Origin of the sequence: uncultured Sulfitobacter sp. (assembly GCF_947499945.1) — a bacterium.
Lineage (GTDB): Bacteria > Pseudomonadota > Alphaproteobacteria > Rhodobacterales > Rhodobacteraceae > Sulfitobacter.
On record NZ_CANMQD010000007.1, the window covers coordinates 1 to 14,269 of the forward strand.

General features: G+C 53.0%; 12 protein-coding genes. 5 read left to right on the plus strand and 7 right to left on the minus strand.

The annotated features are described in order from the left end of the window. Positions 1–38: 38 nt before the first annotated feature. The gene (gene benA, locus Q0775_RS18085) at positions 39–1,427 is read right to left on the minus strand and encodes a benzoate 1,2-dioxygenase large subunit (protein WP_298864383.1); all 1,389 of its coding nucleotides are present in this window, start codon (positions 1,425–1,427) and stop codon (positions 39–41) included. Positions 1,428–1,481: 54 nt separating this feature from the next. Next, positions 1,482–2,630 carry a muconate cycloisomerase family protein gene (locus tag Q0775_RS18090; protein ID WP_298864386.1) on the minus strand — a complete coding sequence of 383 codons (1,149 nt, stop codon included), beginning with the start codon at positions 2,628–2,630 and terminating at the stop codon, positions 1,482–1,484. Between the two features lie 904 nt (positions 2,631–3,534). Between Q0775_RS18090 and Q0775_RS18095 the strand changes: the two genes are divergently transcribed. Further along, positions 3,535–5,643 (plus strand): hypothetical protein, encoded by a 2,109-nt coding sequence (locus tag Q0775_RS18095; protein ID WP_298864389.1) that lies wholly within the window; start codon positions 3,535–3,537, stop codon positions 5,641–5,643. Here Q0775_RS18095 and Q0775_RS18100 read toward each other — a convergent pair. Both Q0775_RS18100 and Q0775_RS18105 read right to left on the minus strand, forming a co-directional pair. Then, a complete protein-coding gene (locus Q0775_RS18100) occupies positions 5,640–6,212 on the minus strand; it encodes an RloB domain-containing protein (protein WP_298864392.1) in 573 nt (190 codons plus the stop codon). The genes Q0775_RS18095 and Q0775_RS18100 overlap by 4 nt on opposite strands. After that, a complete protein-coding gene (locus Q0775_RS18105) occupies positions 6,212–7,429 on the minus strand; it encodes an ATP/GTP-binding protein (RefSeq protein ID WP_298864395.1) in 1,218 nt (405 codons plus the stop codon). Before Q0775_RS18105 ends, Q0775_RS18100 begins: the two co-directional genes overlap by 1 nt. 261 nt (positions 7,430–7,690) lie before the next feature. Here Q0775_RS18105 and Q0775_RS18110 point away from each other — a divergent pair, with 261 nt between their 5' ends. After that, complete coding sequence (locus Q0775_RS18110; RefSeq protein ID WP_298864398.1) at positions 7,691–8,875, plus strand: hypothetical protein; 1,185 nt, start codon at positions 7,691–7,693, stop codon at positions 8,873–8,875. 168 nt (positions 8,876–9,043) lie between these two features. On the opposite strand, the gene Q0775_RS18115 is transcribed toward Q0775_RS18110, so the two are convergent. After that, positions 9,044–9,589: a recombinase family protein gene (locus Q0775_RS18115; RefSeq protein WP_298864400.1), complete on the minus strand. Its 546-nt coding sequence runs from the start codon at positions 9,587–9,589 to the stop codon at positions 9,044–9,046. A gap of 396 nt (positions 9,590–9,985) precedes the next feature. Here Q0775_RS18115 and Q0775_RS18120 point away from each other — a divergent pair, with 396 nt between their 5' ends. From Q0775_RS18120 to Q0775_RS18130, 3 genes are all read left to right on the plus strand, one after another. Then, the gene (locus Q0775_RS18120) at positions 9,986–10,783 is read left to right on the plus strand and encodes a substrate-binding domain-containing protein (RefSeq protein ID WP_276152822.1); all 798 of its coding nucleotides are present in this window, start codon (positions 9,986–9,988) and stop codon (positions 10,781–10,783) included. A 117-nt stretch (positions 10,784–10,900) separates the two neighbouring features. Beyond that, a complete protein-coding gene (locus Q0775_RS18125) occupies positions 10,901–12,196 on the plus strand; it encodes a sulfite oxidase (protein ID WP_276152821.1) in 1,296 nt (431 codons plus the stop codon). Positions 12,197–12,250: 54 nt separating this feature from the next. Beyond that, on the plus strand, positions 12,251–12,961 hold the full coding sequence (locus Q0775_RS18130) for a cytochrome c family protein (protein WP_276152820.1): 711 nt from the start codon (positions 12,251–12,253) through the stop codon (positions 12,959–12,961). A 55-nt stretch (positions 12,962–13,016) separates the two neighbouring features. Here Q0775_RS18130 and Q0775_RS18135 read toward each other — a convergent pair whose 3' ends face one another. After that, positions 13,017–13,730, minus strand: coding sequence for a hypothetical protein (locus Q0775_RS18135; RefSeq protein WP_276152819.1), 714 nt, complete (start codon positions 13,728–13,730; stop codon positions 13,017–13,019). After that, positions 13,727–14,227 (minus strand): RNA polymerase sigma factor, encoded by a 501-nt coding sequence (locus tag Q0775_RS18140; RefSeq protein ID WP_134015205.1) that lies wholly within the window; start codon positions 14,225–14,227, stop codon positions 13,727–13,729. The genes Q0775_RS18135 and Q0775_RS18140 overlap by 4 nt, the downstream gene beginning before the upstream one ends. Positions 14,228–14,269 lie beyond the last annotated feature (42 nt).

The following is a 14,269-nucleotide window of genomic DNA, read 5'->3' on the forward strand; positions in this document are numbered from 1 at the left end:
GTCTTCTCGAGTGTTGCAGTTGTCATGATCTTATCTCCTCATTCAGCCGCAACTTGGACGCTGGCTGCGTTTTCGCGTTCCTTGGCAACGGCTGCTGCCATACGCTCGGCCCATTGGGTGTGCTGGATCACGAACAATCCCTCGTCCTCGGTGCGCGCACCTGACATGATCGGATTGATCCCCAATGCCTTTGCATCCTCGTCCGGCCCCTCGATCCACTGGGTTGCACCCCGGCAGATGTCGTTCCATTTGGCGTGTGCAGCGCCCGCATACCCGCGCTGGGTCGCACGAAATTCTTCGGTGTCATCGGGCGTCGCCATGCCGGAGGCGTTAAAGAAATCCTCGTACTGGCGGATGCGCAACGAGCGGGACGCCTGATCTTCGCCTTTGGGCGCGATGCAATAGATCGTGACTTCGGTCTTATCGACACTGATCGGGCGGAACACGCGGATCTGGCTGCTGAACTGATCCATCAAGAAGACGTTGGGATAGACACAAAGATTGCGCAGCACACCAACCATCCATTCTGCCTTGGTCTTGCCGTAGGTCTCGGTCCATTCGTCCAGACGGGCATAGTTCGGGCGCGTGGTCGGGTTGTCCCATGTGGTCCAGAGCAGCAGATGACCATTCACATATGAGTGGAAGCCGCCCTTTTGCTTGGCCCACTTGGAGGCGTCAGTCGCTTTGATGTTATCTTCTTTGCCGTCCACGGTGCGGTGCGATGTGGTGGCAACATAGTTCCAGTGAACCGCCGAGACGTGATAGCCGTCTGCGCCATTTTCGGCCTGAAGTTTCCAGTTGCCATCGAAGGTATAGGTGGAGGAGCCGCGCAGCACTTCCATGCCGTCCTCGGACTGGTCAACGATCATGTCGATCATCTTGCAGGCCTCGCCGAGGTATTCCTCGAGCGGTGCAACATCAGCATTAAGCGAGCCGAATAGGAACCCGCGATAGTTCTGGAACTTCGCAACTTTTGTCATGTCGTGGCTGCCGTCTTTGTTGAACTGCTCGGGGTAGCCAGCGCCTTTGGGGTCTTTGACCTTCAGGAGCTTACCGGTGTTGGCAAAGGTCCAGCCGTGGAACGGGCAGGTAAATGTCTTTTGGTTGCGGCGCTTAAACCGGCACAGCATGGCACCGCGGTGCGAGCAGGAATTGACCAGTGCGTTCAGCTCGCCGTCTTTGTCGCGGGTAATGACCACGGGCGTGCGGCCCATGTGCAGTGTGAAATAATCGCCCGGGTTCGGGATCTGGCTCTCATGGGCCATGTAGATCCAATTGCCCTCATAGATGTGCTTCATCTCCAGCTCGAACAGTTCTTCGTCTGTAAACATGTCGCGGCGGGCGCGGAAAATTCCCTTTTCTGGGTCGTCTTGCACGATGCCGTCAAGGCGGCTTTCAAGCTCGTCGAGATTTGAATGGGTAAACATATTCAGTCCTCCTCTGGGTGCCGCGCCTTTTTGGCTGGCGGCGTTTTGATGGTGTTAAACTTCCGCGAGATGCTTTTGCGGGGTGCTCTTGTTACGGTCAAAATAGGCGACCTTGTCGTCGTCGAGCGCCACGCCAATGCCCGCGCCTTGCGGAACCTCAACGCAGAAATCGTTGTATTTTATCGGCTCTGCCAGAATATCGTCGGTCAGCAGAAGTGGGCCGAACAACTCGGTGCCCCAGCGCAGTTTCTCGACGGTGCAGAAGAGTTGTAGCGCAGCCGCCGTGCCCAACCCCGTCTCCAGCATGGTGCCTGCGTAAAGGCCAAGGCCCGCTGCCTGCCCGATGGCCACAACCTCGGAGGCGCGCTTGATCCCGCCCGACTGCGCAACTTTGACCGCGAAAACATCCGCCGCCGCATTGGCAACAATCTCAAGCGCGTCCTCGGGGCCGTTCAGTACCTCGTCCGCCATGACCGCAATCTCGTATTTCGCTGTCAGTTCGCGCTGCGCCTCGACATAGCGGCCCTGCACTGGCTGCTCGACCAGCTCACAACCAGCGTCCTGCAACCCTTTGAGACCCCAGCGCGCATCGTGTAACGACCACGCCTGATTGATGTCCACCCGCACGGAACCTGCATCGCCCACAGCGCGTTTGATGGCTGCAACATGGGCTAAATCATCGCGAACAGAACGTTTGCCGATCTTGAGCTTGAAAATGTTATGGCGGCGTGTCTCGATCATCTCCAGCGCCTCGGCGATATCGGTATTGGAGGAGCCGGATGCCAGCGTCCATGCAACCGGCATCCGCGCATGGACCTGCCCGCCAAAAAGTTGCGACACTGGCACGCCAAGGCGCTTTCCCAGCCCGTCCCAGAGCGCGATCTCGACAGCCGCTTTCGCAATCCGGTTGCCGCGCACGAGTTTGTCCATCAGCTGAATTGCGGTGTTCACATCGTCCGCAGCTTTACCCTTGAGCGCAGGCGCGATGTAGGTGTCGATGGCAGACTGAATGCTCTCGGGGCTCTCGACACAATATGTCAGGCCGCCGATAGTAGTACCTTCACCGATTCCGACTGAACCATCGGAAAACCTGATCCGCACCAGAACGGCCGTCTGCGAGCGCATTGTCGCCATCGACAGGACATGCCCGCGAATGGTCGGGACATCGACAACGACAGTTTCAATCTGATCAATCTTGGTCATGCAGCGTCCTCTGGTAGCAATGATGCTTCGAGGATCAGAATGCACAGGAGAACCTGTTTTCGGCGATACACGGGCAGGTCTTGGTTGATACCCTTTACGGCAGGACCGCCCTCGACAGCCGCAAAAGACGCTGGAAAAAACTACGGTGTTGATCATGAAACCGATGTCACCAAGTAGATAGCTGTCGGATACGTTGCCAAAAATTTAATTGTATGCGCCGATAGAGAAAGGATTAGGCGGATCCAGACCAAATTGGCGCGCTTATGCGCATCTAATTTTAAGTACTGTATTGAAAATATCTTATGTCCGAACTCGCTGCTCTATCGAGCCTGGCGCATTTCCTCTAACGTCAGCTTTTAGTTTGATTACAAGCGCACTTCGTAAGTACAACGAAGGTCAGCCGTCCGCACATGCTGCGTTTCGCCGCGGGAGAAGCATAGAAAAGCTGTCATTGACCGAAAAAATGCCAAGGTCGGTTTTGTCCTGCATTGAGTTAGTTCGTGCATGATGCAGCGAAGGTCGCAAATGCCTTATGATGCGATTCCGCTTCCAGCTGAGCTCGATACCTTTGACTCGGCATTAGTCACGTTATCCACCAATGGCCCCTTAAGCTAAAAGAATTTGGAGGCCGCTGCACCCCCTACCCTTCGCAAACGGCCCATTCCGGCCATTGGCCAACGAAGCAAAGTGCTGCGGTTGCAGCCCAATAGCGGCCGTTCGCAAGACCACACCATTTAAAGTTCCAGGAAATTGAACGGCGCAGTTTTCTTCGATTTTATGACCTAAGCCGGTACTACAAATCCAGGATGAGCTACTATAGTGACCGCACTTCTATGAACAGACGCTGAGCGCTTGGCGATCTGTCGTCGCTGACTTTGAAAAACCAATCTGGAGAATGTGTCTAATGGCTGGAAGCGGGCAGCACTTCATTCCGCGACATTTCTTGAAACCTTTCGTCATTCAAGATGGGTCTGACAAGCTGTGGATGTATCGTCGTAACCTTGACCATCCTGTTCCGGTTGACCGTGGTGATGCGGCTAAACAGAAGCATTTCTATTCGAAACCGTCAGAGGATGGGACGCCAACGCTTGACGATCTCATCACGGATTACGAAACGCACGTGTTCAAGATGGTTGACGTGCTGCGCGCCCTCAACATCGGTGAGGAGGCAGACCCACTAATGGTTGGCGAAGTCGCCGCCCACTTGTCCATTCGCTCCGCGCATTCGAGAACGTTCATAATGGAGGGGGCGGCGAGTATGGCGCAAGCCATAGGTAAGCTAGTCGAAAACCCTGCTGAGGTTTTCGGGATCGAAAGACTATCTGCCAACTGTATCCCTAAAAAACTTCAAGACCTCATCTTCGATGGCATTACTGAAAATGAATATGATGTCTTGTCTGGCGTCAGCAAGGAAACACTTACGCGTGTGCTCTATTTCCATTTCCGAGAGAATGGAGCCTCAATGCTTGGAGAGGCGCAAAGCACTCTTCTGCCGTTCGTGGATCAGTTTTTGGGGAATACGAAGGCTTTGGCCACCTCGGCACACATTGAAGCTCTATCCAGAACGCTCGCGCCTGACGGCATCATCGAAAAACTCGCCGGATTGCATTGGACGGTAGAACCACACAAAGTGGTGCCGGCAATCCTGCCAGACTGCGTTTGTATTTCTTTCGATGAAGATGAAGGCTGGCAACCACTTTTTCTGGGTGGAAAGAAACTGAGATATGTAGTTCTACCCGTTGCGCCGGATCGGATTCTGGTGGGCACCCGCGCGGGTGCCGATGCGTTTGCCGTCGAGGGCATTAATGACATCGCAACGACCGTATGCCTTGATTTTTTTCTATCGAGTCAACGTAGCGATGCCTTGGCATTTCACCACGAAGGTTTAGGTGACCGGATTCGCGGCAAGATCACAGGACTAATCGACGACGCTCTGTCAGGTGTTTCCCTCGACTTTCTTCCGCCAAGCGAAAACGCAGCCAACCAGAAGTCAATCTTCGACCTGGAACAAGACGATAATACGGATCAAAATCTGAGTTTTTCCATCGCGCTCAAAGACGCTGGCAATGAGGACTTTGCAAGACAGCTAGGCGACAATCTAAGCAAGTTGATCATACGACTGGTACCGACACAAACGTTCTGCCGATTTGACGGGTTCACGGTTGCGCATGATTATGAGTCCGCCCTGAATGAGGTGGATCGCGGCTTTGACGCCGCACCGATCAAATCCACGCCGCCCGAATTCGGTCTTGGCGTCGCCATGCCGCTTTGGGTGATGCGCGACGGTGTGATGAAGACACATTTCGTCTTGCGCGATAGTCTGGCTGCACAACTTATGTTTGGCGAAGAAGCCGAGCGGCTCGAAGCCGAAGACCTGTTAGCGCAAATGATTGCTGGCACTTATTTGGAATCGTTGATTTTCGGCAGGTTCCCGGAAGCAGCAAAGTTCGTTGCTTCCGATGGCGTTGAGCAATTGCTGAGCCAGCATTCTTACAATGCGTTCAGCGCGTATTTCTGCGCTCGAGTCTGCGCGCGCGACAACCTGAGAACTAATGCCGCTGAAGAACATCTCGTCGGTCAACTAGACGTGGCTCATCACAATATTGTTGCGAACCGCCAAGCCTATCGTGTGGATGGGAATTTGGACGGGTTCCTCGAGTACACTTTTGAAGCGCTAAGTCTTCTTCTAAAAGCATGTGCCCGATTGATCGGCACTTACCATTCGTTTGAGCAACCACCAGAGTTGCCGGGTGATCTGCGTGAAAAGCTCAAAGAACTTGAGATTATCGATTGGTTCGATCTGTTTGCGAAGGACCTGAGCGGGTTCATGGAGAGCTTTGAGGAATGGGGCCGATTTGAAGACATTCTGTTCACCAACCGGCATCTAGAACGCTTACTCCTCCGCTATGGTATCCTCCTAGATACGCATGAAGCGGAAGGTGTGTACGCCCACATTCCTTTTGGCTCCGATGAAGCCTATTTGTTGAAGCTTGAAGCCAAGCATTTGCACTAGTGAGGCTGCAGCCCCATGGCATCCAGAAAAGAACTAAAGTCAGCGTTACGTGGGCCCTGTGCTGCACGCTGGACATCTTCAAGGGCTATTTGCTTTCGAAGCTCCTGAGCAGGAAATCCTTTTTTGTATTGGGGCCAAACTGCCTGTAGACGGGTGAGAGCGATCGCCGCAGTGGGTGGTTCATCGTTGGCATGACCAACAAAGTGCCTGAGCAAGAATGCTTCGAAGCAGCAATTCTGTCTCAGCAGGACGAAGTTGTGCCGTTCCACCAACCCGTCAATCTGGGCATCACGACCGGGATTATTCCCGAGTAGGTCTGTATCCAGCATCAGAAAACGTACGCTGTAGGCTGGTTTAGACCCTCTTTCGCCTTGTGCGGCCATTTCAATTGCGCGCTCCACAATGGCGAGAGGATCGCCCGCGCGCGGTACCACTTTAGATTCGGCGTGAACGGCACCCCCTTGCTCGTCAGAAAAACGTTGCAGTAGCGCTGCGTAGCCCTGTTCACTCTCGCCCTCACAGCCGACAAATAGGCGCCGGCGCCGTCTAACTTTTTGCCTTCTCCCCATTAGCCAAGCACCGGTACGGCACCGTACTCGCCGCCCATATATTTCCCGTAAAAGTTCTCGTTTCGGCGTACCCGATCAACATCAGCTAGGTTGAATACCGTTGTGTTGCCCTCAGGATCCTTCTCGCAGAAAAACACCTCCTCTTTGGTGAGTTCCGTAAGGAGGCTTGCAGAATGGCAAGTCGTCCACAGTTGCGCCCCATGCGGATTGCGCTTTGGGTCGCCAAACCAACGCAGTATCTCTGGTAGGATGAGAGGATGGATTGTCGTATCGAGCTCATCGATTATTGCCACACCGCCTCGATCCAGTGCCATCAAAATGTAGGGGAAGATTTTGATGAACTGCTGAGTACCATGACTTTCGCGGTTCAGCGAAATTATCTGATCCAAACCCGAGTGCCGAAAGAGCATCATCGGTTCGCTCGAAGATGAGTCGATTCCGATCTCATCAATCCCAAGATCAATGCGCCTTGCAATCCCCTGAAGCTCTTCAAGTGCATTGGGATTGCTATGGTACCATTTAGTCATCGTCCTTACATCATCTTCAACCCGGTCGATGAAGATGTTCGAGACCACGGATAAGGCCGCTTCGACAAACGCGGTCGCAATCGTGTGGTTCAACTGCGCCAACGTCGCAATCACGCTAGCCCTGGGCCGAAGAACTTCCTTCAGGGCTTTCTCCGTGCCAGAGGTTAGGAATCCTTTTTCCGCCTTTACCGCATTGCTTTCGTTCCGTTCAAACAGCGTTCTAAACTTACCTTTCCCACGGGGCTGATAGCACATTTTTTCTAGAAGAACTTCGTCAACACGGCTATTGCCGCGAGGTGAGAAGACGACTTCATAAGTGTAGGGGCACTGATCACTGTCTTCGGATATGGAAAGTGGGTTAACTGGTCCCGCAAATGAGAATGCCAATCTAGTCGTTTTTTTGATCCGTTCATCGCTGCCAAACTTTTCGTAGGGAAGGCTGAGGTCTGAACGGTGGCCGAAGCTATGCGCGACAAACCATGACCCGAATGCTATCGACCGTAATATGTTCGATTTTCCAGCTGCATTTGGACCAAAAAGTGCAACGACGGTCGGGGCTCTCTCATCGGCGCCCTTGTAAATAGGGGATAGTCGCGCCAGCGGATCGTCAACTGACTTCCGGGCGCGAAGGTCGAGAATTTGGCGTTCTCCAACTGAGAAGAAGTTCTCAATTTCGACACTGTAAAGCATAAGATCACTCCATTCAGGTTCATATATAGTATCTATAATCGCAAATTCAACAAAAAAATGCTAAATGTTAGATTATAGGCCCTTCTATGATGACGCATTCGACGGCAAGGTAATGCTGGCCCCTAGTTCGGTCTGGACTCTTTGCGGTCATCGGATGCGTTGCCCGGATATCATCATCACGTCCCCGATGGTGGAAGCGTCGAGGGCAAGCTACAGTTCTGGCAGAGCGATAGCAGTTTCAATGAATGGACCGGACTGGCAATGGCGTACTATGAACAGGATTTCAAAGAGGTTGCTCATTGCGGGGCCAACACGACCATCAATATCTCTTGCGATGATGAAGGACGGAAGGGCGCAGCATTTGGAATTGTTGGACGTAGTCCGGGGCCAATGACTGCCGTTGGAGTCTACATCTTGCTCCCCCATGGGATCCCAGTGTCTGACTTCAAATTGGGAGGAATCGGCCAACCGTTTGATCCACCGCCCCCGGAGGGCTGTGTTCCGGCAAGCCTTGGGTCTGACTCACTAGGCTGCTGGGGTCATCAATGCCCACAATGTGGTGGCTATTTCCGCAATGGAAACCACGCGGCTATTTATCCCCAGACCTGCCCCTACTGCGGCTTGAGGACAGCGGCATTTCAATTTCTCACACCAGCACAAAGGATGTTCCTTGCTCACCTTGCTGAGAGGTTAGAGGAAGAACTTGCTGCACCCGATGAAAAGGGTACAGAGCGGCAAGTAGAAATCGACATGGAAAGCCTCGTTAAGCAGGCAGCTGATGAACCAAAGCCGGACTTCTACTATGCGTCACAGACACAACAAACGCGATACAAGTGCAAACACTGTGGCGAATTTAACGATATCAGAGGCCTCTATGGCTACTGCGCTGCCTGTGGACGTCGGAATAACGTCCAAATGCTCTCGGGTCGGCTTGAGGAAATCCGGCAGTCATTAAATGACGGACAAGCACAACCAGAGGTAGCCGTAAGCCAAAGCGTATCAGCATTCGATGCAGCGTGCCGTGACTTCGCTAATCAACTCGTACGCCGAACTCCGATGAAAGCCGCACGGAGAGAAGCGCTTTCTAGGTTGGTCTTTCATGACATTGAGTCGGAAACCTTCAAACGTTTGAAAGACTTTTTCGATCTGAGTCCACTCAAAGGGATTGCGGACAAAGATGCTCGGTTCATCCGGCTCATGATGGAGCGCAGGCACGTTTTTGAACACAATGCTGGCGTCATCGACCGTAGATACGTTGAGCGTAGCGGCGACGAAGAGGCTGTGGAGGGGAACCTATTGCGTGAGAACCGCGAAAATGCGCATCGCCTGATAGGCTTACTTGCACGAATGGCAAGCAATATCGACACGGATTTCCACGAGATATTCACTCCGACTGAGTGGCCAATCAAGTATTTCAAAGAACGGCAGGAAAGGGCGTCAGGGTAGCTGCGCGCAGGAACTTAAGTAGTTTCACCGAAACAGAACTGAGAATTTCCATTCGGAAAGCTGAAGGCCAACCAAGGTCCGCTTTGAAAATGTCCCATGAGCCCTCTCGCACCTGCGGCGAATGACCGGTTTCCGCCGTTCTTGTCGATCGCTCGACGCTAGTAGCGATCACCGCAATCTAGAAATCGTTGTATGAGCGACGCCAAGGTCCTTAGCGATTGTGCGGCAGGTTTCGCCATTCGCCATGCGATCACGGGCAAGTTGGCGCTGATGCTCTGTGAGCTTTGGCTTTCGTCCAAACTTGGTACCATTGGCGATAGCGATTTGGCGGCCTTCATTAGCGCGTCGGGTGATCCGCTCTCGCTCGTCCTCAGCCAAAGCTGAAAGAAAGGCCAAGATACCCTTCCCCATCGGGGTCGTTAGGTCGAGCCAGGGCTTGTCCAAGACTTTGACGGTCGCTGATCGGTCCGCAACGCGTTGGATGATATTGATCCCATCCATCATTGATCTTGTCGCCCTGTCCCATTCGGCGATGATTAATACGTCCCCTGCCCCAAAGGTATCGATTGCGCGTTCCAACTGGGGCCGACCTTTGACTGTCCGGCCCGACGCAACTTCACGAAAGATCTTATCCGCCTTGGCTGCGTTTAAAGCACCGATCTGGCGATCAAGGGACTGTCCTTGGCTGGACACTCTAGCGTAACCGATGAGCATGTGAAAAGCCTACACCAGACACCAACGTTGCGCACCTGATTTACGCACCGACCCAGAAGCCTTTTCTTTATGGTCAGCTCAGCTTGGTGCAAATATCATGCAATTCCTTACAAAAAACCCAAACCGGCCCTTCGCGATCAACGCGGCGAAGGTCGGTTGAGAGCCCATACCGTTGAAAAAGCAGTGCCGAATTCTGCTTATTACTTCTTCACGCAGCCGCTCAAGACACTACCATTTTCCCTCACTTTGGCTATGGAAGCGGCGTCGAAACACCAGCTGGAATTACGCTTTTCTCGTACAGTTGACATTTCTTTTGGAAGAATTCAGGGCGCTCGCACGTTAATATTGCAAGCGACACCAACAAGTGCTGCCTCAACCTTTCGGAAGGAACACAAAATGCGAACAATAGCCATTCTTGCAACAACTGCATTGATTGCGAACTCAGCGCTGGCCCAAGATACCCAGCTTTATGATTCAGCGATCAAACACATGCCAAAGGACGGCATCGTTAAGCTCTATGGTGCTGGGGGTCCACATACCGCATTCAAGAAAGTCGCCGAAGTTTGGGAGGCGCAGACTGGCAACAAAGTTGAAATTATTGCAGGCCCAGAATCCAAATGGTCCGCAGCGGCTCAGGCGGATGCTGATATTCTTTGGGGTACATCCGAACAGTCGATGACAGCGTTTTTGCAGACGTACCTGACATTTTCGCCCGATCAGGTTGATCCGATCTATATTCGTCCGACAGTGATCGCTGTGAAGGCGGGCAATCCCAAAGGTATCGACGGTTTCGATGACTTGCTGAAAGACGGGATCAAGATTGTGGTGACTGAAGGCTCTGGTGTCTACAATACCTCCGGCACCGGCACATGGGAAGACGTGGCTGGCCGTACAGGCAACCTTGAAGATGTGCGCGCGTTTCGGAAGAACATTGTGAGTTATGGCCTCGGTTCCGGCGCAAGTTTCAAGGCATTCAAAGAGATGGATGCTGACGCCTGGATCACTTGGCCAAATTGGCCGATCACACATCCGGACGTACTGGACATGGTACAAATCGACGATGACCGCCAGATTTGGCGCGATGTGAATGTGGCCGTCGCACCCGATGCCGACCCTGAAGCGCAAATGTTCCTTGATTTCCTGATAACAGACGAGGCCCAAAGTCTCATGAAAACAGAGGGATGGGTTCGTTAAGAAGCGTTTTTTAAGAAAAGGTGTAGGGCTGCGGGAATAAAATCCGCGGCCCGTACGTCAATATCGAAAGACCTTGGGTGCGCGATTGCATACCGAGGCACTGCCAGGGAGGAACATATGGCACTCGATGATGACAAAAACAAAACGGTCCACGGATTTTTTTCGAAAGATCCTGAAAAAGCGGACAAGGAATTTTTTGGCCGCGTCGCCAATCCTGACCGTCGCGGATTTCTGAAACGCACCGGCTATGCCACGATGGCGGCTATGGTTGGGACATCAATCCCGTTTTCAGATAAGATGCCCATCGGGTTTGTCCCTGCTGCCTTCGCACAGGACGACATTTTGATGGGTAAGGATGGTCTGACATTGCTAAACGATCGACCGATCAATGCCGAAACACCCCCTGAATTTCTCGACGATGCAATAACGCCAACCGCGCGGCACTTTGTGCGCAACAATGGCATTCCACCCGAAGACGTCGATCCAGCGACTTGGACGCTGACCATCGACGGTTTTGTTGATGCACCGATGGAACTGACCATCGCCGATCTGCGTGATCAATTTGAAGTCGTAACAATGGCTTTGACGCTCGAATGTGGAGGCAATGGTCGGGGATATTTCAATCCGCCTGCCAAAGGCAACCAGTGGACCTATGGTGCAGTTGCTTGCTCTGAATGGACAGGTGTGCGTCTGAAAGATGTGCTGGAGAAGGCTGGCGTGCAGGCAGGCGCGATCTATACTGCGCATTACGGTGCAGACGCGCATTTATCAGGCGATCCTGACAAACTGCCTATTTCTCGCGGGATGCCTATCGATAAGGCGATGACTGACAACATCTTGATTGCGTTCGAGATGAACGGCGATGCACTCCACCCGTTGAACGGCGCACCCTTGCGTCTTGTTGTACCGGGCTGGCCTGCGTCTACAGCGCAGAAATGGCTGACACGCATCCAGCTGCGCGACATCGTTCACGATGGACCGAAAATGACCGGCACCGCCTACCGTGTGCCCAATCGTCCGGTCGAGCCAGGTGAGGACGTGGACAAAAAAGACTTCGTTATCATTGAGCGGATGCCTGTGAAGTCGCTGGTTACATTCCCCGCCAACGGTGCTGCATCCGGAATGGAGACTGAAGTACGTGGCCATGCATGGTCAGGTGACAGGACCGTCGATAAGCTCGAAATTTCCATCGACTTTGGCGCGACTTGGCAGGATGCCGATATGGACGCACCGGTCAATTCAGGCGCATGGCAAAACTGGCGGTCAAACGTGACCTTCCCCATTGCAGGATATTACGAGGTTTGGGCGCGCGCCACAGACAGCGAAGACGACATGCAGCCATTTGCGATTGATTGGAACCCCAAAGGGTATCTCAACAACACCATGCACCGCGTCGGCCTGCGGGTGAGTTAATCTAATCAGGCGGGCGCTTTGTTGTGCCCGCCGAATTAAATTCTGGAGATTTCTATGTTTCGTAAGATGAACCTGGGCGCGCTGGCCCTTGGTGCTACGCTTTTGTCACCCCTTCCTGCCTTTGCTGATCTCACCGATGCGCTTGCTTCGGCGGATGTGTCGCAAGGGGAGAGCGTTTTTCGCAAATGCAAAGCCTGCCACGTTGCCGCAGCAGATGGCAAAAACAAGGTTGGTCCGAACCTCTACAATATCGTTGGCGCATCTGTCGCGACAGTTGACGGATTTAAGTATTCAGCCGCGCTGACCGAATATGGTGGCGATTGGACACCCGAGCGATTGGACGCCTTCCTCGCCAAACCCAAGGCCGAGGTCAAAGGCACAAAAATGGGGTTCGCAGGGCTGAGAAAAGATGATGATCGCGCCAACTTGATCGCCTATCTGAATACATTGTCCGATACCTCAATGGAATTTGGTGCGACGCCAGCCGCCGCTGAAGCCACGCTACCAGAAGAAGATCCTGAATTCGGGGTTTTGAAAGTTGCGCCGGGTGTTGAGGAAACGTTTTATGCATGTACGGCCTGTCACTCCGAGATGATCGTCGCCCAACAAGGATTAACGCGCGAGCATTGGGACGAATCCTTTGAATGGATGGTCGAAGAACAGGGCATGTCAGAAATAGACGAACCCGATCGCACAATCATCCTCGACTATCTTGCCAAGCACTATAACGAAGATCGTCCCAATTTCCCTCGACCCTTAAATTAACTGTCCTGCGCGCGCCCAAGGTAATCGCTCCTGCTATGATAAGTAGGAGCGAAAATTATGCGCAGGGTGTTGCGCCACGTACTGCACCCAATAGTGCAAGCACAGTCGCAGGTTTACGTTGGTCTTGGGTGGATTGCTGTAAATATACGGTCAACGCATCAAATTTCACTTGATCCATGCCAGTTGCCAAAGATTGATACCACTGCTCACCTACAGTCCATTCTGCAGACTGCAGGGTCTGGATGGGCTGCGGGGGAGCGCCAATCCCACGCAAAAGAGTCAAACGGCATCCATTCTCTCCAACGTAGTGAGCTGAAGCTGTTGCATCAGCTGTACTTGTAACCACCAACACCATGTTCGCATCCCGCAAACTGGGGAAGCCATCTGTCTCAGCGTTGGATACAGAACGGAGGTCATTCAGCGTTGGCGCCGGAAAAGTCTGGGCCGTGTAGGCATTGTGAATGTCCAACGGGTCTTGGACACTTTGCTGAGGGGCCAGAAACACCGCCACCGCAATCGAAGCAGCGACAGCCGCGCCAGCGATCCAGCGATACGGACGCCGATTTGAGTTTGCGGGTTGTGACGTATTATTTTGGCCTGGCTTCAAGGTAGACAGTGCCTGTGACATCTCGGTGATTGACGCAAGTGCCGCCTGTAATTCCGGTTCGTTGCGGAGCCGTTGTTCAAGGCGTGCAGCATCATCACCTCGCAATTCACCATCTGCAAAGGCACTCACCAATTCCCAGTCTTGTTCCGTTATCTGTGTCATCGTCCATTACTCTTGCGGTCCTCGGAGGGCCCTTCCACCAGTTCTAACAGCGCGCGTCGTGCCCTGCTTAACCGGCTCATCACCGTGCCGTTGGGCACATCCATCACCTTTGCCGCTTCAGCGTATTTCAAACCCATAATATCCACCAGAAAAAGCACTTCGCGGGTGTCTGGCGGCAGTTTTTCGAATGCACGGCGGATCAGCACGTCCCGCGCATGATCTCCCGTTTGCATGCTTTCCTCAGATAGACGTCCCATACCGGCAGAATATTCCCGGCGCACACGTAATTTTCTCAATTCATCGTAATGCAGATTACGGATGACCCGAAACATCCATGGTCGAAGTTGATCCAAAACGTCTGGCTTATTATTGCTGCGCAAGGCACGCTCTATGGCGTCTTGAACGAGATCTTCCGCACTATCAGAGGCAGACGTTATCGATCGGGCATATGCCAGAAATTCGGGCATGAGTTGTTGAAGATGAGCGGAAACGATCATATCAGCGAACTTGCTCTAATTCCAAGCAATCGTCAAAGTGAA

Excerpts from the sequence above, each read along its gene's own strand:
- Q0775_RS18095 (WP_298864389.1), top strand. The coding sequence starts at position 3,535 with ATGGCTGGAAGCGGGCAGCACTTCATTCCGCGACATTTCTTGAAACCT.
- Q0775_RS18140 (WP_134015205.1), bottom strand. The coding sequence starts at position 14,227 with ATGATCGTTTCCGCTCATCTTCAACAACTCATGCCCGAATTTCTGGCA.
- Q0775_RS18120 (WP_276152822.1), top strand. The coding sequence starts at position 9,986 with ATGCGAACAATAGCCATTCTTGCAACAACTGCATTGATTGCGAACTCA.
- Q0775_RS18125 (WP_276152821.1), top strand. The coding sequence starts at position 10,901 with ATGGCACTCGATGATGACAAAAACAAAACGGTCCACGGATTTTTTTCG.
- Q0775_RS18105 (WP_298864395.1), bottom strand. The coding sequence starts at position 7,429 with ATGCTTTACAGTGTCGAAATTGAGAACTTCTTCTCAGTTGGAGAACGC.
- benA (WP_298864383.1), bottom strand. The coding sequence starts at position 1,427 with ATGTTTACCCATTCAAATCTCGACGAGCTTGAAAGCCGCCTTGACGGC.
- Q0775_RS18135 (WP_276152819.1), bottom strand. The coding sequence starts at position 13,730 with ATGACACAGATAACGGAACAAGACTGGGAATTGGTGAGTGCCTTTGCA.
- Q0775_RS18130 (WP_276152820.1), top strand. The coding sequence starts at position 12,251 with ATGTTTCGTAAGATGAACCTGGGCGCGCTGGCCCTTGGTGCTACGCTT.
- Q0775_RS18100 (WP_298864392.1), bottom strand. The coding sequence starts at position 6,212 with ATGGGGAGAAGGCAAAAAGTTAGACGGCGCCGGCGCCTATTTGTCGGC.
- Q0775_RS18110 (WP_298864398.1), top strand. The coding sequence starts at position 7,691 with ATGGCGTACTATGAACAGGATTTCAAAGAGGTTGCTCATTGCGGGGCC.
- Q0775_RS18090 (WP_298864386.1), bottom strand. The coding sequence starts at position 2,630 with ATGACCAAGATTGATCAGATTGAAACTGTCGTTGTCGATGTCCCGACC.
- Q0775_RS18115 (WP_298864400.1), bottom strand. The coding sequence starts at position 9,589 with ATGCTCATCGGTTACGCTAGAGTGTCCAGCCAAGGACAGTCCCTTGAT.